This window comes from Thermosynechococcus sp. Uc (assembly GCF_029335995.1).
In the GTDB taxonomy this organism is placed as follows: Bacteria; Cyanobacteriota; Cyanobacteriia; order Thermosynechococcales; family Thermosynechococcaceae; genus Thermosynechococcus.
In genome coordinates this window covers 1-24,471 of the sequence record NZ_JARJMS020000053.1, presented here as the reverse complement: position 1 = coordinate 24,471, position 24,471 = coordinate 1, and the positions used below count along the sequence as shown (strand labels likewise).

Below are 24,471 nucleotides of genomic sequence, written 5' to 3'. Positions count from 1 at the left end.
GCCTTGGCATGGGCTCAAAGGAGCAATCGCCCCACAGAGATTTACATTCAGGGCGGGATTTACCGTGAAGCTTTGGGAACAATCCGCGGCCGTCAGATACCCCTGCGGTTGATAGCTAAAGCTGGGGAGCCTGTGATTTTGCGCGGCAGCCAACAATGGTCAGACTGGCAAGCGGTCTCCCTCACTGCAACAGTTGCCCTCTACCGTCACCCTTGGACATTAGCTTGGGGATTCTCCGGCAACCCTTGGACAGACTACAACGTGGAACTACCTCTGTTGGCTCAGCGGGGGGAATTGGTGTGGCTCGCCGACCGGCCGCTGCGGCAGCGACTCTCGCTTCGTGAGCTGCAGGGCAATGATTTCTATGTTGATGAGAGTGAGCAGCAACTCTATGTGGCTCTGCCAACGGGCATCTCGCCCCATCAATTAGAAGTGGCAGTGCACCGTGAGGCGCTGCGCATTTTGGACAGCGGTTTTATTCGTTTGGTGGGACTGCGTTTTGAACACTATGGCGGCACCTTTACCCAAGCAGTGCGCATTGAGGGCAGTCATGATATTCAGATAGCGGATTGTATCTTTCGGGGGAATAACTGGGGAGGCTTGGAGAGTCACCGCAGCGATCGCCTGCAGGTGGAGCGAACACAGTTTCTGCAAAATGGCTGGCGGGGCATGGCGGGCGTCTATTTACGAGACTTTAAGGTTCAGGAGGTGCTGGTTCAAGGGAATAATTGGCGAGGAGCTTGGGCGGGATTTTACACCTGGGATGCAGGGGATAAGTACTTTCACCTCCGCCGAGCTGTTTTTGATCGCTACCGCGCCATTGGGAATCAAGCAGCAGGTCTGTGGCTGGACACCGACAATCAAGACGTGCAGATTCGGCGATCGCAATTCGTTGGCAATGCCGTTGTTGGTCTTTTTCTAGAGGCAGGCGCAGGACCAGTAACCATTGAGGACTCGTTGATTGCCTACAACTACAGCGTTGCCCCCAATTACCTGCAGACTCCCGGCATTTTTGGCTGGGCCGCTGCTAATGTCACCCTGCGCCGCAACTGGATTTGGGAAAACCAAGGGGCACAAATTGGTGTCCGTGATCCTACGCCCCGCACAGTGACACTGCCTGAAACAGGTAAAGAAGTTACACTGATGTCCCAAGATTGGCACCTAGAGGGGAATTGGATTGGTAGCCGCCAAGAGCAACTGCTGACTACCCTTAAGGGGAAACTTTTTTTGCAAACGCTGAGATTGCAGGATAATCACTGGTGGAGTGAAGCTCCCTATCCCTTTCGCCTAGAGGGGGAAAATATCAATTGGCTCCAGTGGCAGAAACAGTACGGCAATGCCAGCGATCGCTGGCTTATCCCCTAAAGGCGATCGCGCAATTGATTCACCATCGCCTGGGCAGAGGCCTCATCAACAAACATCCCCAGTTGAATCTTGGTTTGGTTGCCATCCCCGACCAAAAAGGCATCGGGCACGACAGCTTGGACTTTTTCTAGATCGGCAGGCTCTTTGTAGGGAGCAAGCACATAGTAGCGACCATTGGGCATTTTTTCGACAAAGGGTTGTATCGTATGTTCCGGTTCAGCGGAGGCAGGGGTGGGAGAGGCACTCGGCGAAGGACTCTCGGCAGGTTCCAATTGGGCAAGGGTACTCCGATTCACTTCCGGAAATTCCCGTGCGGTCATATCAGGCCCTACTGGCGGTGTCGGTGCTGGTGATTCAGGAGTGGGACTGGCGGGGGAGGGCGATTTGCTGACAATGGGGGAAGGCCGGTGGCTAAACCACCACAGCGCCGCACCGCTAAAGCCCGCCAAAATGCCCACCACAATCAACCAGCGTTGCACCAAATGTTGACTATTGTTCTCGCGCCGCTGAAACCAAGGACGCTGCCGGTGTTGCCGTACCTGTTTGAGCAGCTCACGGGTGGAGACAAAGGGACGTGTTTGGTCAACAGAGGCATCACTGGCGTGGGATTGGGGCAAAAGTTCTGCTAAATCTGCAGGGTCAAAGGCGAGAAATGGATCGGGGAGCGCTTCATTTGGGCGTTCCTCAGTGGCCGGCGCAGTTTCTGGGGTTACAGCTAAAGAACCGACAACAGAAGGAGCTGCTGATAAAACAGGCTCTGTGGCCGATGGCGAAGGGACACTCGGTTCTGGAGGCGTTGTAGTTTCCGAAACAGGTAGGGTTTCAAAGGGGGAGTGGGTCTGTACCATGCGATGGCAGCGATACTGGGTGAGTTCTGCCTCTAAACTAAGGTTGAGGGCAGCCAAAGCCGCTTGCAAACGTTGGCGATCGATGGTGGCAGAGGTCATGGCAATCGCTCCGAAATCAGTGCCCAAAAGTCCCTTTCACTAACGCACCGCGCCGATGGATTATGCAGCAAACTGTGCAGGTTCGCCAAAATGGCACAAACTCCCGCTATTGAGTGTTTGCATTCCCGCCTATAACCGTCCCCAAGGACTTCTACAAGCAGTGCACTCCATTGTGGCCGCTTTACCCCGCGAACACCATGAGCAGGTGGAGATAGTGATTACCGATGATTCTCCTGCGCCAGCAGTAGTTGCAGATTTACTGGCTTCATGGTCAGGCCGCTGGAACTACCAGCATAATCTACAGCGCTTAGGCATGGTGGCCAATTGGAATGCTAGCTTGGCCAAGGCCTCAGGGGAGTTTATTCTGCTTTTGCACGATGACGATTACCTCCTGCCCCAAGGGATCACCACCATTCTGCAAACCCTCACCCAGTACAGCAGCCAGTTTGATGTCTTTCTTTTTGGGGTGCATTTGGTGGATCAGCAGCAGCGTTGTCTGCGACGACAGATGCCACGGCAGCAGAAATGGCTCTCCCCGGCGCAAGCTCTTAGTCAATTGCTGCGGCATTCTTCATTTGTGCGCTTTCCAGCTTTGGTTTGGCGGCGATCGCTCCTCGACGAGGTTGGCTATTTTGACCCCACCTACGCTGAAGCCACAGATCTTTATCAATGGCTAAGATTTTTTGCCCAAAAGGGAGTTTATACCGTTCCCCGCGCCACCGCCGCCTACAGGATCCATGATCAAGCTCTGACAATGGGAATGTTCCAAGCCCAGACCTTGGCCACCCTCGGGCGGATCTTTACAGCCGCTGCCGATTTACACCTTCTCTCACCCCAGAAACTACGGCAGTGCCAGTGTGACTTTTTTCACCAGTTTATCTTGGCGGGAACTTGGCGGTTTTTACACCGACGACAGTGGCAACGGGCACAGGCAGTGTACCGGCTTTTTGAGCTGCCAGAGGTCATTGCACTGGGGCGATCGCCCCGTTGGCAAGGTCTGCGTTGGCTGTTTGGCAGTTGGCTGTGGCTAGTGCAACGGGTTAGCTAACCGCCCACTGCATGTAGGGGAGGCGAGCTGCTACTGCGTGAATTTCGTCGCGATTGGCCAAGAGTTGACCGCAGGCATCCCATTGACCGGAGATCAGCATTTGCCGCGTACTTTCAGCCATAGTTAAGGGAGTAACTTGATCGCCCGCCTTTAGGGTCAGGGCGTGCAGGTCTAGGGTGAGTTCTGTACCGGGCTGATCTTCCAAGAGCGTTTGTAGCACTTGTATCTGTTCGGGTGTACTTGTCAGACAAGGAATTCCTATCGCTAGGCAGTTCCCGGCAAAGATTTCGGCAAAGCTTTCACCAACTATTGCTTGAATTCCCCAGCGGGCGATCGCCTGCGGAGCGTGTTCACGACTAGAGCCACAACCAAAATTGGCATTGACGACTAGAATCTTTGCTCCTTGGTATTGGGGCAGATTAAAAGGATGATCTCCCCATTGGCGGTCATCAGCAAACACGTGTTCTCCTAGGCCGTCAAAGGTGACACAGCGGAGAAACCGCGCTGGAATGATGCGATCGGTATCAATATCGTTGCCCCGCAGCGGCAGGCCACGACCGATAATGCGTTCAATCTTGCTCATAGGCTGATCTTACTGGATCCCGTAGCTTGTAAGTGCGGGTTGGGGAGAATTGCCCTGGAGCAAGTTACTCAACAGTAAGGTTGGTGGTTGAGCATGGGGCCAGGCAAAGGCATGGCGAAAGGCCGCTTCTTGGCAGGCTTGCAACTCCTTGAAGTTGAGGATGTCGTGGGTGAGCAAGTTTTCGTACTCAAAGGGCAGCCGCACATTGTGCAGACCCGCATTATCGGTACAGATGGCCACATCCACTCCCGCTTCAAAACAGCGTTCAAAGACTAGCCGCAGTTGTGCATAGCTCTCCAGTGTACCCGTTTGAAAATAGGTTGTTGGACACACTTCTAGGCATTGACCTGCAGCTGCCACTTCCTTGAGCAGCTCTGGATAGCGCAGGGGAATTTGAATCCCATGGCCAATGCGTTGCAGGTATGGCAGCAGTTGGGGATAGCAGCCATTGACCGTTTCGTAGAGGTGACCAGTGGTTTTCAGGCCGCGATCGCGGGCATAGGCATAGAGTTCAATAAATTCCGTCATGCGATCGCCATAGACACTATCGCCCCCTGCCAAATCAATGCCGCAGACAAACTGAGGAAAACTCGCCGCCAGATCCACAATGGCGCGGTTGACCGCATAGGGGAGCCGCGTGTGCATACAGAGAATTTGGCTAGTGACAATTGGGTACTCTGGCACTTGGCAAGCCAAACCCACCGTTTTCACAATCTCTGCCATCTGCTCAATGCGCTCCTTCTCAGAGCGCTGCGGATCCGTGCGCAGATAGGGAGTATAGCGCAGCTCTAAATAAGCCAAGTTTTCAAAAATATAGGCGCCGCGAATGAGACGAAAAATGAAATAGGGCAATGTCTGTGGTGTTTGCACACTCTCCACAAGGGTGTGGAGTTCGAGGTATTCTTCTAGAGACTGGCGGGGGCGAGTATAAAAGGTTTCAAAGTCCTCGTAGTTGGGAAAGCGATCAGCGAGGGCGCGATCGTTCCGCTGAAAATATCGCCAAAGGATACGGGGTACAACTGAGCCACCCAAATGCCGATGTAGTTCTGCGTACAGTGCCATACGTGCTCCTTGAACTGGCCAAAACGTAACCAATACCTAGGCTGGCCAGAGGGGTTCATGTCCACACCTCAGCCATAGAAATCGAAAACAGAACAAAAACAGCGATGACCAAAGAAAAAGAAGGGTTAAATTATTCCAATGTTAACAAATTTTACAAAGCTGGCGCAGGGAACGATGGGCGCAAACGCTAGGATCATCTCGATCTTCAAATGGTTGGGTATCGCGAATGTGGCTCTTTCAGCGGCGAGGACGGCTGCCCCATTCTCTCTCTAGTGGCAATGTAGTCACGATTGCTTTAGAACTATACCGCCATCAGGGCAACCGCTATTTTCTTTTGAGCCTTTTCGCCCATGGGTGGTTTTTTTTGCTCACCATTGCCGCCGTGCTGATCGCGGTTGTAGCCCTCATTATGGGTGGGCTTCTTGCTGGGGCGATCAATGATATTACTCCGTTTCTCCTAGGCGCAGGCATCAGTATCCTAGCGGCCTTGCCCTTCTATCTTTTTGGTTGGACACGACTAATGGCCAGTGGTGCTCTGCTTTCCCGCCGTATCTACGCTGTCCTCACTGCCTTTGAGGAATCAGAATCGGAAGCCCGCCGCTTCATTTTTCCCAAAATGCTGAATTACTTGCTGGCCACGCTAATTGTGGGTTTCATTTTGCTCATAGTTTGCGGGGTCTTGGGGGCGATCGGTTATTTAATTTATTTGGTCGGTGTGCCTTTGGTGCAATTGCTGGAGCAGAATATCCAAACTGAACCTACAAAAAACCTCTTCTTTTTAACTTTTTTGCTGAGCATTCTGTTCCTAGGGCTTCTTGCGTTGTTGGTGATTAGCTACGTCATGGCACGGCTTTCCCTTGTGGATGTCATCTTGGCTCTCGAACCCGACCGTACACCCCTCAAGTCTGTTCAGCGCAGTTGGCAACTGACCCAGGGACAGGCGTGGCATACCCTAACCGTATTCTTTGTTGCTTCCCTTGCCACGATTCCCGCCAATCTCCTTGGCAATATCCTCAATGGGGTAGTCATTATTCCCATCGCTGGCTTCTTTGTGGCTGTTTTACTCCTGCCCCTGTGGCAAGGGATCAAGGCAGTGCTCTACTGGGATCTGCGGGTACGCAATGAAGGAGCAGCGTTTCAAGTCCGCCTTGAGGCAGTAGATCCCCTGCGCTGGTTGCGACGAGTTACACTACGCACACCTGAAAGTATTGAGTTGGACTTTGCCCTTGGCGGAATCGGTAGCCGTGTTTTAGCCTGGCTCATTGATCAGATAATTCTCTACACAGCGCTTGTACTCTTTTCGCTGGTCACAGGGTACCTCTATTTTTATGCCCTTTACCCGTGGCTGATTGAGGTGCTACCCACCAGTAGCCACCGTATTCAAGCTTGGAGTTTGGGCATTTATCTATTGGGGATGTTTGCCCTTTACAACGGCTATTACATTTTCTTTGAAACCTACTGGCAGGGGCAAACCCCCGGCAAGCGCTATGCAGAAATTCGGGTTGTTCAGGATAATGGCCGCCCCATTGGCTTGCGGGAAGCCACATTGCGCAGTCTGCTCCAGCCTATTGATTTTGCTTTTTTTGGTATAGGGGCATTCCTAGTGGCGTTATCTCGATCAGAAAAACGCTTAGGAGATATGGTGGCAGGTACCCTTGTGATTCAAGATGAACAAGCAACGCGGTTGGCTCCTAAAGCAACAACCCTTCAACAACCACAGGCGGCTTGGGTGCAGGAGTTGCGATCGCTGGCTCACTGGGAACAGATGACTCCTGAACACTATCTTCTAGTACGGAACTACCTCAACAGTCGCGATCGCCTAAATCCTGCGAGCCGCTATCAAGCGGCTCAAGCGCTGCGCCAACAATTAGAACCCCTATTGCTGCCAATATATCCGGCCAACTGGCCTCCCCTCAGTGCCGAGGATTTCCTAGAAGGTCTATACATTGCCTATCGTCAACAATACCAGTCATCCCCCTAGTGTGAGGCCGTTATGCGCTTGCTGCTCACCCTTGGTTGTCGCCTGATGCTTTTGAGCGCCTTTCCTCTGCTTATGGGTCGGGCGAGTGAAGCAACGATTCAAGCTGTTGCTTCTGTCCCCCAGCGCTATCAACTGCTGGGGTTATCCTTTGAAACGCCCCTGCAATTTTCGCCGCCCACCTCACTTACTGAAAATGGCGTTGCTGTGGTCTATCCCGCCAATGCCCTACCGGGAGAGCACAAGCTAATGGTGGCCTTAATTAGCTTACCCAAAACAAGCGAGGTACTGGGGGGTCTCTCGGATCAGGAGTTGCGCAGTTGGCTACGGTTTACGCAAATGGGTGGCTCCCTCTCAGCAGCTCCTGGACGGATTGAGCGACAGATTTTGGGGCGGCGAGTAGGTGGTGAAGTGTTTTATTATCCAACCCCCCGACCAATTCACCAAGAGTTATATTTGATACATCTCCAAGGAGGGCAGCGGCTGGCTCTCCTTTTTGAAGCTGAAAATCAGGTGCCCTTGCCGGTGCTAGAGCAAGTCTTTAACCACGTGGCAACCTCGCTGCAAGAATTACCCCCGCGATCGCGAGAATGGAAACAGAGCTTTGAATGGTGGAAAAATCGTTGAGTTGTAGGGTGCCGTAATGAATTTGCCCCCCGTCGTCTGCACTTGCACAAACCGTTCCACCACAGGGAATTCGTCCCCTTTTCTCCTTGCCAAGAATGGCAAACGGCGGTGCTAGAATTATAAGGCCTTGCTTTTTGCATCTGTCAAAAGGCCATTTGTCCAAAGGGAGTTAGCCTAAATGATGACACGTAACTACGAAACGCTTTATATTGTTCGTCCTGATGTGGGCGAAGAACAACTGGAACAAACCATTAGCCAATTGCGCACGTTTTTAGAAGAACAGGGCGCCACGAAACTGAAGGTTCAAAATCGCGGTAAGCGTCGGTTTGCCTATCCAATCAAGAAACTGCGGGAGGGTTACTACATCCTCATGACCTATACTGCCCCTAGGGCAGCAATTGCTCCCCTTGAACGCGCTATGCGTCTCAATGAAAACATTCTCCGCTTCATGACAATTGTCCTAGAAGAAGAGACCGACACCGAAGAAACAGAGGAGGAAAATCCTGTTCTTGCCCGCGCCTAGGACAGCCCATTGACTCAAATTCATCTGCAAAGGGGGCATCATGGCACCATCTTCCAGCTCTTGGATGTGCGATGGCGTACCTAAAAACGGTAAGGCCTACCCTCATGCCAGTGGTGCTCACCCACCCCATGAAAACTTTGGTCCCGATTGTGCGATATGTGGACTGCCCCGTGAGGCCATGAATGCTGGGAGTGGTCGTGGCGCTACTGGGGCTGAAAAATCAAAAGTGCCGTTAGTTCCTGTGGCCGTTGGGATGGCCTTATTAGTGGTGGGTGGCATCGGCTTTCTTGGTTATCAAATTTTTGTTGGCAACCGCAATGGCCATACTCCACTTTCAACGGCAGAAACGAACAGCGGCAACCAATTGGTGAGCAAAACCACTGTCCGCAACAGGGTCTACATCAGTCAAGGGGAGCGCATCCTCATTAGTGAGCCGAATCCACAGCGAGCAGCCCTCAAGCAGGAGGCAGCCCTTGCCTTTGATCAGGGAGACTGGGCACAGGCGATCGCCAAGTATGAAGAACTGGTGAAGATCGATCCCAATGATCCAGAGGCACGCATTTATCTGAACAATGCCCGTGCCCGCCAAGCGGGTACGCCAATGACAATAGCCACCGTTGTTCCCATTGGTACTAGTCCCGATACTGCTAAGGACATTCTACGGGGGGTAGCCCAGTACCAAGAACGCTTTAATGCCGGTGCTCCTCGGCGTGCTCTCGAAGTTGTCATTGTCAATGAAAACAGCCCCAGTGGTGTGACAAGTTTAGCCGAGGATTTGATCAATAGTTCAATCCAAGGGGTACTGGGTCATGGCACCGATGCCAATAGTCGGGCGGCTTTACAGGTTTATGAACAAGCGGGGATTGCCGTCCTTTCTCCCCTGACCACAAATGTCACCCCCCAAGGGAAGGGCAAGGTGCAAGTGCAAACCCTATCTTTGAATGAAAAGGGGCAACAACTGCTCAATACCTACCTTGACAATGCAGCGAATACCCTCGCCCAAGCCGTTGCCAAAAAAGTGACCCATGCTCAAGTGGCGGTGCTGTACAACAGCGATAGTCCCTATAGTAATGAGTTAAAGACCAAACTGGTGGCAGCCCTACCTCGGTTTGGTGCTCAGGTGGTGCAACAGATTGATGTGGCCGCTGCTGGCTTTAATGCCAACACAGCGATGACCACAGTGCAGCAAGCGGGAGCCAATGTGGTGATTTTAGCTATGAGTCGAGCACGGGTGAATGATGCTGTTGCCCTTGCTATTGCCAATCAAACCCAGAAAAGGCCTGTGCAATTGTTTGGCAGTGACCAACTTTATGGCCCTGATTTGCTGATCAAAGGGGATAGCGCCATCAACGGCATGATTTTGGCAGTGCCTTGGAGTACTAATCCCAATGATCCTTTTGCGCAGCAGGCGGCGCAAGCGTGGCGGGGTCAGATTAGTTGGCGCACGACTACCGCCTATGATGCCACTCAAGCCCTTGCCCAAGCGATGGCTCAAGGGGGCGATCGCGCCAGCACCCAACAACTGCTTCGCCAGGGAGTACAAATTCAGGGGCAAACCGCCAGCGGTACATTTGATCGGGTTCCTTTGGTTCAGGCGGCACCAGGTCCCAATGGGCCTAAAGGCTCTAACTACCAGTTCAACTCCCTCCTCTAAATCCGTGCAACTAATGCTAAGCTATTGCCCGTTGGTATTTTAGGAATCTCCATGTCTGCAAAAATTGGCATTATTGGCGGCAGTGGTCTCTATAAAATGGACACCCTCACCGATGTCGAAGAAGTGCGCTTGACAACTCCTTTTGGCGATCCCTCCGATGCTTTTATCTGTGGCAAGATTGCTGGGGTTCCTGTCGTCTTTTTGGCGCGCCATGGCCGTGATCACCATCTGCTGCCGACGGAGATTCCCTTTCGTGCCAATATCTATGGTTTCAAGTCCCTTGGAGTTGAGTACTTATTGTCAGCATCTGCGGTGGGTTCCCTACAAGAACAGGTAAAACCCCTCGATGTGGTTGTGCCAGATCAGTTTATTGACCGTACCCGCAACCGAATTTCCACGTTCTTTGGCGAGGGTATTGTAGCGCATATTGGTTTTGCGGAGCCGGTATGTCCTGCCCTAGCTGGCGTTCTGGCGGATGCGATCGCCGATCTCAACTTGCCCGATGTCACTCTCCATCGTCAGGGCACCTATGTGTGTATGGAAGGTCCTGCCTTCTCCACGCTGGCAGAGTCTAACCTGTACCGCTTATGGGGCGGCACTGTTATCGGCATGACGAATCTACCGGAGGCCAAATTGGCTCGTGAAGCGGAAATGGCCTATGCAACGCTGGCGCTGGTAACTGACTACGACTGCTGGCACCCAGAGCACGACTCGGTAACGGTGGAAATGATTGTTGACAACTTGCAGCGCAATGTCAGAAATGCCCAAGCCATTCTTTGCGAAACAGTCAAACGTCTTCATGCCAATCCGCCCGCGTCTAAAGCCCACCGCGCCTTGAAAAACGCGATTCTCACCCCCCTTGACAAGGTACCTGCTGCAACCAAGGAGAAACTCCACCTGTTGTTGGCAAAATATCTCTAGGTCATTGAGTCGGCAGCCCCCTGATTGCCATCAAAGCTGACCGGGTCACACAGTTGCGGATAGGTGGTCTTGGGACTGAGACAGCGACAGCGGTTGAGGGCGGCGGCAAGGGCCTCAATTTTAATTGGTTTGCTGATGTAGTCATCCATGCCCGCCGCAAAACAGCGCTCGCGATCGCCGGTGAGGGCATTTGCCGTCATGGCAATAATCCAAGGACGTTGGCTAGGAGGCCATTGGGCACAAATGCGTGCAGTGGTCTCCAGACCATCTAGCTTTGGCATTTGCACATCCATCAGCACAACATCATAGGGGCGCTGTTGGAGGGCTTCAAGTACCTCGAGGCCATTGGCTGCCACATCGGCACGGTACCCCATCCGCTTGAGAATATGCAACGCCACCTTCTGGTTAACGGCATTATCCTCGGCCAGGAGAATCCGCAGCGGGAAGCGACTGCCCAAGTTAGGATCGATGCTCGTTTTTGTCAGGGCGGGCTGACTTGCAGATTCACTGCTCAGGGTCTTAATCAGGGTTTGGCGTAGGGTGAGGGGGCGAATTGGTTTGGGTACGTTAGCCGTGATCAGTTCCTTGCGGCTAGCGGTTTGCAGCCAACTCAAGGGCGTAAGCAGGATAATAGGCTGCTGCTTGAAGCCATCCCCTGATTGCAATCGTTCTGCCAACTGAAGCCCCGTCATTTGGGGCATATTCAAATCAATTACCGCCAAATCCCACGGGGGCGGTGCCTCCAGAACCAGTTGCGGATCACCATACCCGACAGGAATCATGCCCCAGTTTTGTAGCAGCGTGCAGAGATTCTCACGGCTGGCCGCATTGTCATCTACGACCAAGACATGCTTGCCTGCCAAGGCAGTGTGAACCGTCGGCGGCACATAGGGTTTTTGTTCTTGGGCGAGGATCGTAAATGTAAACGTTGTCCCCTGACCCTCAACACTCTCAACAAACATATCGCCGCCCATCAACTGACAGAGGCGCTTGCTAATGACTAGCCCTAAACCTGTACCGCCATACTCCCGTGTCGTGGAGGCATCCACTTGGCTAAAGGGTTTGAAGAGCCGATTTAAGCGATCGCTGGGAATACCAATGCCTGTATCTTGGACTTGAAATTGGAGAAAATCCTTGCCCTCGTGCCTGAGCACTCCCACATGCACTACCACTTGGCCTTCGTGGGTAAACTTAATGCCATTGCCCACCAAGTTCACGAGAATCTGCCGCAGCCGTGTCACATCCCCTTTAATTTGGGCAGGCGTTTCCGGTGTGCAGGTGTAGAGTAACTCTAACTCCTTCTCTTCGGCTTTGCTGGCCAATAGGCTCAGGACGTCCTCTACACACTCACGTACATCGAAGGGCTGTTGCTCCAGTACCAACTTGCCGGATTCAATTTTCGAAAAGTCAAGAATGTCGTTAATAATCGCTAATAGTGCCTCACCGGCCTGATGCAGAGTTTGCAAAAAGTCCCGTTGCTGCTCATTGAGGGGCGTATCTAAGAGCAAATTGGTAAAGCCCAAAACAGCATTCATCGGTGTGCGGATTTCATGGCTCATGGTGGCCAAAAATTCACTCTTGGCACGGTTGGCAAGTTCTGCTTGGAGGCGCGCTTGTTCAAGTTCTTGGTTTTGTTGCGCTAGCAATTGTCGCTGCTGCTGTTCGTGGCGCAGGAGTTCCGCTTGGGCGATCGCAATCCCCACTTGGGCTGCCACCGCCTCTAGAAGTTCGATTTCCTCGGGGGTCCACTGTCGCTGGCGATCGCACTGGTGCAGGTCAATAATGCCGTTGGGCACCCCTTTATAGGACGTACGAATGGCCAGCATTGACTTGATTTCAAACTGGCGGCATAGCTTCTCTGCATTGGCAAGGAGGGGATCTTGGGTCACATCATGGGAGACAACGGCGGCATCCCTTTCTAAGACCTTCAAGGCGTGGGGGTTATTTTCCACAGGAATACTCACCCCTTTCATTGACGGGTAGCCCGGTTGTAAATATTCCGCCACATCGGGAATACGCGGCGGCGGCCCCGGCTCGTAGCGGTGAATCAAACAGCGACTGACCCCAAAGGCACGACCAATTTGGATGACAGTTGTCTCAAAGATGGTTTCTGTATCGAGGCTCTGGCGAATCTGTTCCGTGATTTGATTCAAGAGCAAGGCCCGCTGCATTTGCTGTTGTAGTTGTTGACGCTGGCGGGTCTCCTGTTCAAGGAGTTGCACTTGGGCAAGGCCAATCCCCACTTGGGCCGCTACACTCTTGAGCACACTTTTAATGGCATCGGTCCATCGTCGCCGGCGATCGCACTGGTGCAAAACCAATAAACCATTTGCTTGATTGCGATAGGCTGTGCGAACAATCACCGCAGACTTCACGCTTAGGGTTTCGCAGTACTCATGGAGGGCAATCAGGCGATTGTCGGTAGTGACATCATCACAGCTAAAGACTTCGTCGGAGGCAAAGACCGACTCCAAAAATGAACCCCGTATCTGTGCCAAATCAAGGTCGCACTCATTGACAGAAGGCACCCCCGGCGCACAATATTCCGCCACCAGTTCCATCGGTGAAGGGGCTTTCTCTTGATACACAAATAGGAGGCATCGACTGACATTCAGGGTTGTTCCCACCTGCAGAACGGCTGTGCGACAAATGTGGTCCCGCTCGATTTGCTGGCGAATTTCCTCGGTAATACGGTTGAGAATCAGCGTGCGTTTTACCTGCTGTTGTAAAAAGAGTTGTGCCCGCTGCCGTTCAGTGACATCACTTTGAATGCCGATGTAGTGGGTAATTTCACCAAATTCGTTATAAATCGGTGAGATGGCAAGCTCGTTCCAAAAGGGCTGGCCGTTTTTGCGGTAATTGCGCAGAACCACTCGGCAGGATTGGCCTTTTTCAAGCGCATTACGAATTGCTTCAGTTCCCGGTTGATGGCGATCGCGCCCCTGAAGAAAGCGGCAATTTTTGCCAATGACCTCTGCCAAGCGGTAGCCAGTGATGCGTTCAAAGGCAGGGTTGGCATAGATAATGGGATTATCCGGTTGGCGGTAGTCGGTAATTACAATGCCATTGGTACTAGCAATAATGGCTCGCTCCCGCAGTCGCAGTTCCATCTCGATTTTTTTCTTGTCGGTAATATCAACCAGCAACTGCAAAAAGCCACTGAGTTCCCCTTGGCTGTCATGAATGGGGGTGACTGAGAGGGATACAGGAAAGCGAGAGCCATCCCGTCGGATAAATGTCCACTCCTGCTTATCTGCCAAGCCTCGCCGCGCCCGTGCCACGAGCGTCTCAAATCCCCTAGGGATGGATTCCCCCAGTTGGACACTTAAAATCTGAGCATATCTTTCCAGCTCTTGGGGATCATAGAAGCGTTCTGGAGTCGCTTGACCCACTAATTCTGAAGCAGGATATCCCAGCCATTCTTCGGCAGCTCGATTCATGAGCGTAATGATGCCATCCGGGCGGGTGACAATTATGGCGTGATTACGACTGTTAAAAATAGCCTCCTGCAGGCTGCTCAGCCCCTGGATATGGGCTAATTGTTGCTGGGTCACCTCCAAGTGGTGGCGCAGCTCTAGTTCGTTGATCACTTGCCGACTGAGGGTGCGTAAGGTTTGCTGTTGAACTGGTGTTAACTCACGCGGCTGGTAGTCCACCACGCATAGGGTGCCAATGCCGTAGCCACGGGGAGTTATTAAAGGCATCCCGGCATAGAAGCGAATATAGGGGGGGCCTGTGACAAGGGGATTATCGGCAAAGCGTGGATCAAGACGGGCATCGGGAATAATAAACAATTCCGATTGCAAGATCGCATGGGCACAGAAGGCAATTGAGCGGGGGGTTTCACAAATCTCAATCCCCACTTTGGACTTAAACCACTGGCGCTGTTGATCAATCAGACTAATGAGCGCAATCGGGGTTTCGCAAATGGCTGCTGCTAAATTTGTAATTTCATCAAAGATGGGTTCCGGAGGCGTATCTAAAACTCGATACTGCTCAAGGGCACGTTGCCGTTCCGGTTCATTTGCTGGCAATGGAGCAGCAGGCATAGCCCCAGTGTACCGCCTTTTCCTAGGAGCAAGTCTTTCATCATTATATGAACTGCGCTGGCCTAGAGAGGATTACTTAGATATATCTATATTGCGTAGGGTAATCCTATCAAAAAAAGGATGTAGAATCTTAGTCTACACCCTTGATGAATCCTTATTTTCAGACTGTAACAATCTTAGCCTGCCCAACCCTTGGCAGCCTGATCCAGCACGTAGGCAGCCACATCTTGAATTTGCTCCTCGGTGAGACGACCGCCAAAGGCGGGCATTGCATTTTTGCCGTGCTGCACTTGGTAGATAATAGCATCTTCGGAGTACATGCCAAATTGCTCAAGCGCTTCTTTTTTCAAGGTTTTGTTAGCCATCACCACATTGCCGCCACCCATGTGACAGGCTGCGCAGTTGCCGCTAAAGACCTTAGCGCCATTGGCCAGATCAGCTGCGAAAGCCGCAGGGGCGAGGCTGAAAAATAGAGCGATCGCGCAAATACTAATGAGTAGCTTTTTCAACGGCGTTCTCCTTTCATCGAATGCGTCAGGGTCTAGGTAAAGTGCCAAAAATCAAGGGGTGTAAGACTCACTAAAAGTGAGTGTAGCAAAGTTCCCAAGCTAGGGGGCACTGTCTGGAAAGCTTTCTACGCCCCAACCGGGGGCTACGGCAGCTGCTCGCAAAATAAAGCCAGCTAACGCCTCAAGCTGTTCCGTCGTTAACCAGTCCTCACTTACGCGGCGGCAGGAATAGCTTTCCTCACTGCCATCGTAGGACATAGGCGATCGCTGGAAAGCAACGAGGCTGGCAATCGTATCCCGTGGCGGTGTTGCCCCCTTTAGATCTTTTAGGGAAAGTGACACCAGAGGATTGGGTAACGTGCTGCCACCGACATGACAGTTTTTGCAGTTTTCCTCGAAGAGCCGCTTGCCACGGGTCAGATCCGCTGCTGTGAAGGTTTTGGTCTCACCGCGATCATTGAGGGGTAATTCCACTGTGTCCGTTACCTTGAGGTATTGGATCACATAGTTATCCACTGCGGCGGCTGCCAGTGCCGTTGCCGGTGCGATCGCCCAGCCTAGCAGCAGAATCAAAAGACCACCGCAAAGCCAGCCGACAGACCGTTGCCAAAAGTGAGGTTGGTTCATAGGTGTTGGGAAAATCCTTGTTACAGGTCATTAATAATAAACTTTGCCACCGCCCCATTTATCACCCAAGATTTTGGGTTCAACGAGAATATGGCCAGCGATCGCCACCAAATCTTTCTCCGTCAGGTTGCGCATTTTCGGGAAAATGTCGGCACTGCGCAGACTGGGGTGAACCTCAGCAATTTCTTGCTCACCATCGTAGGTGGTGGGGTTCTTCATGTAGTCCACCAGGCCTTCAATGTTATCCCGTGGCGGCGTGGCTAGGGCGAGGGTTTCTGTACGCAAATCCAAGCTGGGGTTTGTTTTGGTGATCCCCCCCACATGGCAGGAGGCACAAGCATACTGGAAGAGGCGCTTACCCTCTAGGTATTGTTTTTCCGTGAGCGTAATTGTTTTGCCCTCGCTGTTGAGGGGAACAGTCAAGACTTCAGGGGTCAGTTCAGCGGCCAGTGCTGTGCCTGTGGTCAGTTGCCAGAGGCAGAGGCAGAAAGCGACCGCAAGCCAAACGCATTTTTTTAACATAGTTCTCCCAATAAGCAGGTCTTACGATTGCGGTGTGTCTGGTTGATCCTTGGTGGGGACAGAGTTCGTTAAAGCCAAAATAATGGCTTTGGCATCCTCAAGGGGCAAGCGGGTTTGCGGACTGGTATAGCGAATACCAAGGCGATCGCACCATGCACAGACCGTTTCGACCGACACGCCGTAGTCCGCTGCCAGATCAGCGATCGCAATGTCCACAAATCCCATGTTGCCCCTCCCCGCTTGGGATCAACGACCAAGTATCATTATCATGCCATTGCGCGGCTTCTTTACCAAAAGGCCGCCCCTTTGCAAAGACAAGTACCAGCACGGCGTACACTGTTGATGTGGCATTCAATGGAGTTGTCCATGAAACGAGTCTTGGCAATTATCCTAGGGGGCGGTGCCGGCACACGTCTGTATCCCTTGACCAAGCGTCGAGCCAAGCCTGCAGTTCCCCTTGCTGGAAAGTATCGCCTCATTGATATTCCTGTGAGCAATTGCATTAACTCCGAAATCAATAACATTTACGTCCTTACCCAATTCAACTCGGCCTCCCTCAACCGCCATATTGCCCGTACCTATACCTTCCCCGGCCTGACGGGCGGCTTTGTCGAAGTCCTAGCAGCCCAGCAAACCCCAGAAAATCCCAACTGGTTTCAAGGCACTGCCGATGCCGTGCGACAGTACCTGTGGCTCTTGGCCGATTGGGATGTAGATGAGTACCTAATTCTTTCGGGAGATCACCTCTACCGCATGGATTATCGGCTGTTTGTGCAGCGTCACCGCGAAACAGGTGCTGATATTACCCTTTCAGTGTTGCCCGTGGATGAAAAGGCCGCCTCAGGCTTTGGCTTGCTTAAGGTAGATGGCACAGGCCGCGTCATTGACTTCCGCGAAAAGCCCACGGGGGATGCTCTACGGGATATGCGGGTGGACACAACCCGTTATGGGCTTAGTTCTGAGGAAGCCCATCGCAAGCCTTACATTGCCTCAATGGGCATTTATGTCTTTAAGCGGCAAGTACTCATTGATTTGCTGCAACAGATGGCCGATGCCACTGACTTTGGCAAGGAAATTATCCCCGCTGCTGCCCGTTCTCATCTGGTTCAAACCTACATCTTTAATGGTTATTGGGAAGATATTGGAACAATTGGAACTTTCTACGAAGCCAACCTTGCCCTCACCCAACAACCGCAGCCGCCCTTTAGCTTCTACGACGAAAACGCACCCATCTACACCCGTCCGCGGTACTTACCCCCCAGTAAGATGCTGAGTTGCACAATTACAGAGTCAATCATTAGTGAGGGCTGCATCCTTAAAGAATGCCAAGTTCACCGTTCCGTCTTGGGGGTGCGATCGCGAGTGGAATCGGGGTGCGTTATTGACCATGCCCTGTTGATGGGAGCAGATTACTACCAAGATTCAGCGCAGCGCCACCAGCTTACTCTGCAACACAAAATCCCCATCGGCATTGGTGCCAACAGTGTGATTCGCAAGGCAATTGTGGACAAAAATGCCTGCATTGGCCACGATGTCAAAATCATCAACAAAGACCATGTTGAAGAATCCAACCGTGAGGATCAGGGATTTTATATTCGCAGCGGTGTCGTGGTGATTCTAAAAAATGCCGTGATTCCCGATGGCACCGTTATCTAAACCATAAGCAAGTTTGAATTGGCAAGCGGGGAAAACCTGTGTAGCATATCAAAAGGTAAGGTTAAACATCCACCCCTTTAGCGGAACTGCCATCTATGCCCACGATAGAGACTCGCACAGAACCCATGGTCATTAACATGGGGCCGCATCATCCCTCCATGCACGGGGTTTTGCGGTTAATGGTGACCCTTGATGGCGAAGATGTCATTGACTGCGAGCCAGTGATTGGCTACCTCCATCGCGGGATGGAGAAAATTGCCGAAAACCGCACCAACATTATGTTTATTCCCTACGTGAGTCGTTGGGACTACGCCGCAGGGATGTTTAACGAAGCGGTCACCGTCAATGCTCCTGAAAAATTAGCTGGTATTCCCGTGCCCAAACGCGCCAGCTACATCCGCGTGATCATGCTGGAGTTGAACCGCATTGCCAATCACCTGCTGTGGCTAGGTCCTTTTTTGGCGGATGTCGGTGCCCAGACGCCTTTTTTCTATATCTTCCGCGAGCGAGAGTACATCTACGATCTGTTTGAAGCGGCAACAGGGATGCGCTTCATCAACAACAATTACTTCCGCATAGGGGGAGTGGCCGCTGACCTCACCTATGGCTGGGTAACCAAGTGCCGTGATTTTTGTGATTACTTCCTGCCCAAGGTGGATGAGTACGAGCGCCTCATCACCAACAACCCTATCTTTGTACGGCGCTTACAGGGTGTGGGCAAAATTAGTCGTGAGGATGCCATCAATTGGGGGCTATCCGGGCCAATGCTCCGTGCCTCCGGGGTGAAGTGGGATCTGCGCAAAGTGGATCACTACGAGTGTTATGACGACTTTGACTGGGATGTACCCGTGGCCACAGAAGGCGATTGCCTTGCCCGCTATATTGTCCGTATTCAAGAAATGCGCGAATCGGTGAAGATCATTCGCCAAGCCTTGGATGGCCTCCCTGGCGGTCCCTACGAAAACCTAGAAGCCAAGCGAATGCTAGAGGGCGCCAAGTCAGAGTGGAATAGCTTCGACTACCAGTACCTTGGCAAAAAGCTTGCCCCCACGTTCAAGATTCCCAAAGGGGAGCACTATGTGCGCGTTGAATCGGGGAAAGGGGAGCTAGGGATTTACCTGATTGGGGACGATAACGTCTTCCCTTGGCGCTGGAAGATTCGACCACCAGATTTTAACAATCTGCAAGTGCTGCCACAGTTGCTGAAGGGAATGAAAGTGGCGGATATTGTTGCTATCCTTGGCAGTATCGATGTGATTATGGGATCTGTTGATCGCTAGAAAATGTGCTGCAACTTTTTATGCCACAAGGGGAGGCAGCTATGGCTGTACAACGATTATTCTTCACCTCCACAAACTTCAGCGGCCTCTTGAATGACCGGTTTTGGCAAAATGTATGGCCACTGCCGCCCCAAAATCAATTGAAACGAGGTGCGCTGGTTCCCGATGGGGAATTACCCGCTGTAGGCTTGAACACGCCTGTACGCCTTTCGGCTGTGTGGCAAGAGCAACCGCTTCTGCTGGTGTTTACTCGTATCTTTACAGAGCATCAATACTGCCCACTGTGTTATCCCTATCTCAAAACCTTGAATGAAAACTATGAGACGTTTCAAGGCAAAGGAGTGGCTGTACTGGTGGTGACTAGTACTGATGCCCAGCAAAGCGAGAAAGTTAAGACAGATATGGGCTTAAAGATGCCTCTGCTCTATGACCCCAGTTGCCACCTCTTTCGTCAGTACCGCACTGGCCAAGCCTTGGGGGCACCGCTACCTGCGCAGTTTCTGATTGATCGAGAAGGCAAGCTCCGCTACAAGCATCTCTTCTCATTTCTAGAACCCAATGCTGCCCTAGGGCGCTTGTTTCAGGAAATTGATGTTTTAGTTAATGGGGCAACAGTCGCCCCAGCAGCCTAGGGGCATCAAAACTCGCTAGGATAATAAGGTATCTTTTTGGGGCTGTAGCTCAGTCGGATAGAGCGAGCGCCTCCTAAGCGCTAGGCCGTGCGTTCAAATCGCACCAGTCCCGTTCTTACCCTTAAAATAAAAAGCAAATCTTTTTGCCGTTAGTTTTGCAACTGTGATAGAGCGATCGCCCCCGAATTCTCTCTTAAGGGAACTTCAAGGCACAATTGAGGACCTTGAGGACTATCAAAGCGCCCTGAGCTATCAAGCCGCCAAGCGTGCCCTTGAAAAATTACTGCTCGAATGCAAAGCTACTGGAACTGAAAAAGCTCCCCTTGCCCGCGCGATCGCTGATCTTGAAGAAATGCTCGACAAACTCCACCACGGTGTGGTGCACATTGCTGTCTTTGGCATGGTGGGGCGGGGAAAATCTTCCCTGTTGAATGCGCTGCTGGGGGAACCCTACTTTGCCACAGGTCCTATTCATGGTGTCACTCAAGAAGAAAGCAGTGTTCTTTGGCAAATCTCTGCAGCCCAGCGGGGCAATCCTATTCGCCTGATTGATACCCCCGGGTTGGACGAAGTCAATGGGGCAGCACGGGAACAGCTAGCGCGGGAGGTGGCTGCCCAAGCGGATTTGATTCTCTTTGTGATTGCCGGAGACTTGACCCGTCTCGAATACCAAGCCCTCAGTGAGCTACGGCAGGCAGGAAAGCCAATGATTCTGGTCTTTAACAAAGTGGATCAGTATCCGGAGGTCGATCGCGAGGCGATTTATATTAAAATCCGCGATGAACGTGTCAAAGCACTTCTTTCCCCCGAAGAAATTGTCATGGTGGCAGCAGCCCCCCTTGTGCCCCAAGTGCAGCGGGATAGCCAAGGACGGGTTCAGGTGAAAATGACCGTTGGTGCTCCCCAAGTGGAACCCCTAAAACAAAAGATCTTGGAAGTGCTACAGCGGGAAGGGAAAGCCCTGATTGCCCTCAATTCAATGCTCTTTGCCAACAAGGTGAGTGAAGAATTGGCCCGCTACAAGCTGGCCTTGCGAGATCAGGAGGCCAACCAACTGATTTGGAAAGGAGCAGTGACCAAGGCGCTGGCGATCGCCCTTAACCCCATCACCGTGCTGGATATGGTCAGCAGTGCTGTTATTGACTTGACGACAATTCAACTGCTCTCGCGGCTGTACGACATTGAACTCACAGACGCAGGCGCCAAGGATCTGCTCCAAACCATTGCCCTTGCCATGGGCAGCATTAGCTTAGGGGAATTTGCCGTCAATTTGGGACTGAGTTCCCTCAAAGGACTATTGGGATTGGCTACCCCTGTAAGCGGCGGCATTGCCCTTGGCCCTTACCTCTCTGTGGCTATGACCCAAGCAGGGATTGCTGGCTTGTCTTCCTACACGATGGGGCAAGTGGCCAAAACCTACTTTGCCAACGGTGCAGGCTGGGGTTCTGCAGGGCCAAAAACCGTCGTCCGGCAAATCCTCAGTCAACTGGATCAGCGCCATATCCTCAATCGGCTGAAGTTGGAAATTCAGCAGCAGTTGTACCCCAGTTGAGCGTTCCTTGGGCAAGACGGGCTGCCCCATAGGCGGCCTCAGTGTGAGGTGAAATGGCCACCGGCACCCTTAGGTATTGCTGACGCAGCGCTAACCATGCTCGATTACGCGCACCCCCTCCAGCTGTCCAAACCCGTTTTAGGGGTGAGGCACCCAAATGCTGTAATTGTGTATAGCCTTGGGCTTCAATGCGACTTAGACTTTCAAGGAGTCCCTGCAAAAAGAGGCGAGGGTCTTCAGGTCGTGGCTCTAGGCGAGGTTCTAGGTGGGGATCGTTAATGGGGAAGCGTTCACCCCGCTTTAGCAGGGGATAGTAGTCCAAGCCAGTGGGCTGATTGACATCTATTTGGTCACTGAGGCGTTCTAATTCCTCTGGGCTAAAAAACTGCGCTAAAATAGCTGCCCCACAGTTGGAGGCGCCCCCCACCAGCCAGCGATCGCCCAAGCGATGACTATAGATGCCTGTTGCTAAATCCTCTACCCTAGAGGCACTCAAAAGCTTCAGCACAAGGGTTGATCCCAAGGATGTTACCGCCTCGCCCACCTCAGAGGCACCACTGGCTAAAAAGGCAGCAATGCTATCGGTGGTACCGGCACACACTTGGCACTCTGGAGACAGGCCTAAGTCCGTTGCCGTCACCTTTCCTAGAACCGTACCGGGGGGAACGACCTTAGGGAGTAGAGGCTGTAACGGCGCAAGCAGCGGGTGGTTCAACCAGTCAGGGTAAGCTTCCTTTGCCGCGTCATACCCCAACTTCAGGGCATTGTGCCAGTCGGAAATCCCCAGTTGACCGTGGAGCAAAAAGGCCAGCCAGTCCGCTTGATGTACCAAAACAGCACCGGCGGTTGGATAGTGGCTTTGGAGCCACAACAGCTTGGCTAGACTACTCGTAGCACTGAGGACAAGGTGATCTGCGGCTAAAATCTGCCGTAGCGGTTGAAGGTGAGCTTGGGCGCGATCGTCGTTGTAAAGAAGAACAGGTGAGCAGGGTTGCCCCTGAGCATCACAGAGGAAAACGGTACTAGAGGTGGCATCAATGGCAATCCGCTGAATTTGCTGACGAATAGCCCTCGGAATATCGAAAGTCAATGCCCGTAGCGTCGCTGCCCATTCTTGGGGCTGATCGGGTTGGTGAAGCGGACGACGGGATGTGGCCAGAATGTTGCCTTCAGGATCAATGGCGATCGCCCGCGCCCCTGAGGTACCAAAATCAATCCCCAAGGTGGTAGTCATCGCCAATAACTATTGCAGCAGCGTAAAGAGCTGGCTATCCAGCTCATAACCAAACATGGCAGCCATTCCCTTGATCTTTTCAGCCGCAGGATAGCCCTGTCCCTGAAGCCACTGCCAAAGGGTAAACACCTTAGTCATTACAAAAATATCGAGGGCTTGCGGGTTGAAGATAATGCCCTGCTGCGGATGAAATTCGTGGGGTACGAGCATTGCCCCATAACGCACGAGTTCTCCCACCGACCAATCCAGTACGTAGGGCAGCCATGGGTAGGAGACATCGGCACGAATGAACCAGAGGCGCACGGGTGGCAATTCCGAAAGTTCTAGATCAGGTGCATCCGCTGGCCGGGGATAGTCAATCTTAAAGCGCAGGGCTTGGTGATGCTCTAAAAGCCGCTGCTGTGCAATTAGGGGATTAAGGACATTTTGCAGGGGAGATAAGTCCAGACGATCAATCTGATCTGGTGTTAACTCGATCGCGATCGCCACTCTCTATCTCTCCCCAGCAGCTAGTAACTTAGAGAACCTGCTGGACTTCAGCAATTTCGGGAATGGATTCCTTTAATTTGCGCTCAATGCCCATGCGTAGCGTCATCATTGAACTGGGGCAGGAACCGCAGGCACCCTGTAACCGTAGCCGTACCACAGGTCCTTCAATTTCCACAAGTTCGACATTACCGCCATCGGCCATTAGATAGGGGCGGAGTTCATCAAGGACTTTTTCGACGTTTTCTTGACTCAATTCAAGGGTTGCAGCCATTGTTACTGTCCTTGGCATATCGTTCACATTCATCCTTAGTTTAGCATTTACAGGAGCGATTGCCCCTTGGGAATTGCAAAGGGTGGCAATGGATCTGGCTCTAGGGAAATCTCTTAAACAGTGTTAGGAACAGCAACGCTCAAGGATACAATATTAGCTTGGTGAACTGCACGGTAGGACATGATTTCCAGTAATGATTTTCGCCCCGGTGTAAGTATTGAGCTTGATGGTGCCGTTTGGCGAGTCGTTGAGTTTTTGCACGTCAAACCGGGTAAAGGCTCGGCCTTTGTGCGTACAAAGCTAAAGAATGTGCAAACGGGCAACGTGATTGAGCGCACATTCCGTGCTGGCGAGACCGTTCCCCAAGCCACCCTTGAAAAACGCACGATGCAGCATACCTATAAAGACGGTGAAGACTATGTCTTTATGGACATGGAAAGTTATGAAGAGGCTCGCCTCACCGCTGCCCAAATTGGCGATCGCGCCAAGTATCTTAAAGAAGGCATGGAAGTCAATATCGTTAAATGGGGTGAGCAAGTGCTTGAGGTAGAGCTACCCAACTCCGTTGTTTTAGAAGTGGTGCAAACCGATCCGGGGGTCAAAGGGGATACCGCCACTGGTGGATCAAAACCCGCCATTGTCGAAACCGGTGCCCAAGTCATGGTACCGTTGTTTATCTCCGTAGGCGAGCGGATTCGCATTGATACTCGCTCAGATACGTATCTTGGCCGCGAATAGGAGTAATGGGTGTGGAGCTTGACCTCAACCAAGTGCGCGAACTGCTATTAATGTTTGACCAAACCAGCGTCACTGAACTCAGCCTTAAGAGTGGCGAACTGGAACTACAACTCCGTAAGCGTGAGCAGATCAGTAGTAATGCCCCTGTGGTTGTGGCTCCAGCTCCTCCCTCGGCCATCACCCCCACCCCTGCCCCTGCACCAC

23 protein-coding genes, 1 tRNA gene and 1 pseudogene are annotated in these 24,471 nt (G+C 52.3%); 14 read left to right on the top strand and 11 right to left on the bottom strand.

Going from position 1 to position 24,471, the window contains the following annotated elements; all coding sequences use genetic code 11:
- Positions 1 to 1,365 (top strand): right-handed parallel beta-helix repeat-containing protein (locus tag P3X23_RS06260; protein WP_300874296.1); only part of this gene is annotated, 1,365 nt, incomplete at its 5' end.
- On the opposite strand, the gene P3X23_RS06255 is transcribed toward P3X23_RS06260, so the two are convergent.
- Positions 1,362 to 2,312 (bottom strand): SPOR domain-containing protein, encoded by a 951-nt coding sequence (locus tag P3X23_RS06255; RefSeq protein ID WP_300874293.1) that lies wholly within the window; start codon positions 2,310 to 2,312, stop codon positions 1,362 to 1,364. The genes P3X23_RS06260 and P3X23_RS06255 overlap by 4 nt on opposite strands.
- Positions 2,313 to 2,421: 109 nt before the next feature.
- Between P3X23_RS06255 and P3X23_RS06250 the strand changes: the two genes are divergently transcribed.
- A complete protein-coding gene (locus P3X23_RS06250; protein WP_300874291.1) occupies positions 2,422 to 3,360 on the top strand; it encodes a glycosyltransferase in 939 nt (312 codons plus the stop codon).
- Here P3X23_RS06250 and leuD read toward each other — a convergent pair.
- Entirely contained in the window at positions 3,353 to 3,943 is a 591-nt protein-coding gene (leuD, locus tag P3X23_RS06245) for a 3-isopropylmalate dehydratase small subunit (protein WP_300874289.1), read from the bottom strand. The two genes, P3X23_RS06250 and leuD, sit on opposite strands and share 8 nt — an antisense overlap.
- A 9-nt stretch (positions 3,944 to 3,952) precedes the next feature.
- Positions 3,953 to 5,005, bottom strand: a complete 1,053-nt coding sequence (locus P3X23_RS06240; RefSeq protein WP_300874286.1) for an adenosine deaminase — start codon at positions 5,003 to 5,005, stop codon at positions 3,953 to 3,955.
- A gap of 226 nt (positions 5,006 to 5,231) precedes the next feature.
- Between P3X23_RS06240 and P3X23_RS06235 the strand changes: the two genes are divergently transcribed.
- The 5 genes from P3X23_RS06235 (at position 5,232) to P3X23_RS06215 (ending at position 10,708) form a co-directional block, all read left to right on the top strand.
- Positions 5,232 to 6,986: an RDD family protein gene (locus P3X23_RS06235; protein WP_300874283.1), complete on the top strand. Its 1,755-nt coding sequence runs from the start codon at positions 5,232 to 5,234 to the stop codon at positions 6,984 to 6,986.
- A gap of 12 nt (positions 6,987 to 6,998) precedes the next feature.
- Positions 6,999 to 7,610, top strand: a complete 612-nt coding sequence (locus tag P3X23_RS06230) for a hypothetical protein (protein ID WP_300874280.1) — start codon at positions 6,999 to 7,001, stop codon at positions 7,608 to 7,610.
- Positions 7,611 to 7,788: 178 nt separating this feature from the next.
- Entirely contained in the window at positions 7,789 to 8,133 is a 345-nt protein-coding gene (rpsF, locus tag P3X23_RS06225; protein ID WP_300874277.1) for a 30S ribosomal protein S6, read from the top strand.
- A 40-nt stretch (positions 8,134 to 8,173) separates the two neighbouring features.
- Positions 8,174 to 9,787 carry an ABC transporter substrate-binding protein gene (locus P3X23_RS06220; RefSeq protein WP_300874274.1) on the top strand — a complete coding sequence of 538 codons (1,614 nt, stop codon included), beginning with the start codon at positions 8,174 to 8,176 and terminating at the stop codon, positions 9,785 to 9,787.
- Positions 9,788 to 9,838: 51 nt separating this feature from the next.
- A complete protein-coding gene (locus P3X23_RS06215) occupies positions 9,839 to 10,708 on the top strand; it encodes an S-methyl-5'-thioadenosine phosphorylase (RefSeq protein WP_300874271.1) in 870 nt (289 codons plus the stop codon).
- Here the strand turns inward: P3X23_RS06215 and P3X23_RS06210 are convergent.
- The 5 genes from P3X23_RS06210 to P3X23_RS06190 form a co-directional block, all read right to left on the bottom strand.
- Positions 10,705 to 14,757, bottom strand: a complete 4,053-nt coding sequence (locus tag P3X23_RS06210) for a GAF domain-containing protein (protein ID WP_300874269.1) — start codon at positions 14,755 to 14,757, stop codon at positions 10,705 to 10,707. The two genes, P3X23_RS06215 and P3X23_RS06210, sit on opposite strands and share 4 nt — an antisense overlap.
- 176 nt (positions 14,758 to 14,933) lie before the next feature.
- Positions 14,934 to 15,266 carry a cytochrome c6 PetJ gene (gene petJ / locus P3X23_RS06205; RefSeq protein WP_300874267.1) on the bottom strand — a complete coding sequence of 111 codons (333 nt, stop codon included), beginning with the start codon at positions 15,264 to 15,266 and terminating at the stop codon, positions 14,934 to 14,936.
- A 99-nt stretch (positions 15,267 to 15,365) separates the two neighbouring features.
- Positions 15,366 to 15,893 carry a photosystem II cytochrome PsbV2 gene (psbV2, locus tag P3X23_RS06200; protein ID WP_300874264.1) on the bottom strand — a complete coding sequence of 176 codons (528 nt, stop codon included), beginning with the start codon at positions 15,891 to 15,893 and terminating at the stop codon, positions 15,366 to 15,368.
- Between the two features lie 30 nt (positions 15,894 to 15,923).
- Positions 15,924 to 16,415 carry a photosystem II cytochrome c-550 gene (psbV, locus tag P3X23_RS06195; protein ID WP_300874262.1) on the bottom strand — a complete coding sequence of 164 codons (492 nt, stop codon included), beginning with the start codon at positions 16,413 to 16,415 and terminating at the stop codon, positions 15,924 to 15,926.
- A gap of 21 nt (positions 16,416 to 16,436) precedes the next feature.
- Positions 16,437 to 16,640 (bottom strand): translation initiation factor IF-2, encoded by a 204-nt coding sequence (locus P3X23_RS06190; protein ID WP_300874259.1) that lies wholly within the window; start codon positions 16,638 to 16,640, stop codon positions 16,437 to 16,439.
- A gap of 141 nt (positions 16,641 to 16,781) precedes the next feature.
- Here P3X23_RS06190 and P3X23_RS06185 point away from each other — a divergent pair, with 141 nt between their 5' ends.
- From P3X23_RS06185 to P3X23_RS06165, 5 genes are all read left to right on the top strand, one after another.
- Positions 16,782 to 18,071: a glucose-1-phosphate adenylyltransferase gene (locus P3X23_RS06185; RefSeq protein WP_300874257.1), complete on the top strand. Its 1,290-nt coding sequence runs from the start codon at positions 16,782 to 16,784 to the stop codon at positions 18,069 to 18,071.
- Between the two features lie 95 nt (positions 18,072 to 18,166).
- Complete coding sequence (locus tag P3X23_RS06180; RefSeq protein ID WP_298616002.1) at positions 18,167 to 19,351, top strand: NAD(P)H-quinone oxidoreductase subunit H; 1,185 nt, start codon at positions 18,167 to 18,169, stop codon at positions 19,349 to 19,351.
- A 41-nt stretch (positions 19,352 to 19,392) separates the two neighbouring features.
- Positions 19,393 to 19,983 (top strand): peroxiredoxin family protein, encoded by a 591-nt coding sequence (locus tag P3X23_RS06175; RefSeq protein ID WP_300874254.1) that lies wholly within the window; start codon positions 19,393 to 19,395, stop codon positions 19,981 to 19,983.
- 38 nt (positions 19,984 to 20,021) lie between these two features.
- Positions 20,022 to 20,095, top strand: a tRNA-Arg gene (locus P3X23_RS06170).
- A 51-nt stretch (positions 20,096 to 20,146) separates the two neighbouring features.
- A complete protein-coding gene (locus P3X23_RS06165) occupies positions 20,147 to 21,535 on the top strand; it encodes a GTP-binding protein (RefSeq protein WP_300874251.1) in 1,389 nt (462 codons plus the stop codon).
- Here the strand turns inward: P3X23_RS06165 and P3X23_RS06160 are convergent.
- From P3X23_RS06160 to P3X23_RS06150, 3 genes are read right to left on the bottom strand one after another with little or no spacing between them, the layout of a single operon-like run.
- Positions 21,489 to 22,769, bottom strand: a complete 1,281-nt coding sequence (locus tag P3X23_RS06160; protein WP_300874248.1) for an FGGY-family carbohydrate kinase — start codon at positions 22,767 to 22,769, stop codon at positions 21,489 to 21,491. The two genes, P3X23_RS06165 and P3X23_RS06160, sit on opposite strands and share 47 nt — an antisense overlap.
- Before the next feature lie 9 nt (positions 22,770 to 22,778).
- Entirely contained in the window at positions 22,779 to 23,258 is a 480-nt protein-coding gene (locus P3X23_RS06155) for a CRR6 family NdhI maturation factor (RefSeq protein ID WP_300874243.1), read from the bottom strand.
- Positions 23,259 to 23,286: 28 nt separating this feature from the next.
- Positions 23,287 to 23,529, bottom strand: a complete 243-nt coding sequence (locus tag P3X23_RS06150) for a NifU family protein (protein WP_298976401.1) — start codon at positions 23,527 to 23,529, stop codon at positions 23,287 to 23,289.
- Positions 23,530 to 23,709: 180 nt separating this feature from the next.
- Between P3X23_RS06150 and efp the strand changes: the two genes are divergently transcribed.
- Together efp and P3X23_RS06140 are read left to right on the top strand one after the other, a co-directional pair.
- A complete protein-coding gene (efp, locus tag P3X23_RS06145; protein WP_300874240.1) occupies positions 23,710 to 24,267 on the top strand; it encodes an elongation factor P in 558 nt (185 codons plus the stop codon).
- A gap of 5 nt (positions 24,268 to 24,272) precedes the next feature.
- Positions 24,273 to 24,471: pseudogene (locus tag P3X23_RS06140) on the top strand (acetyl-CoA carboxylase, biotin carboxyl carrier protein); the annotation flags it as partial.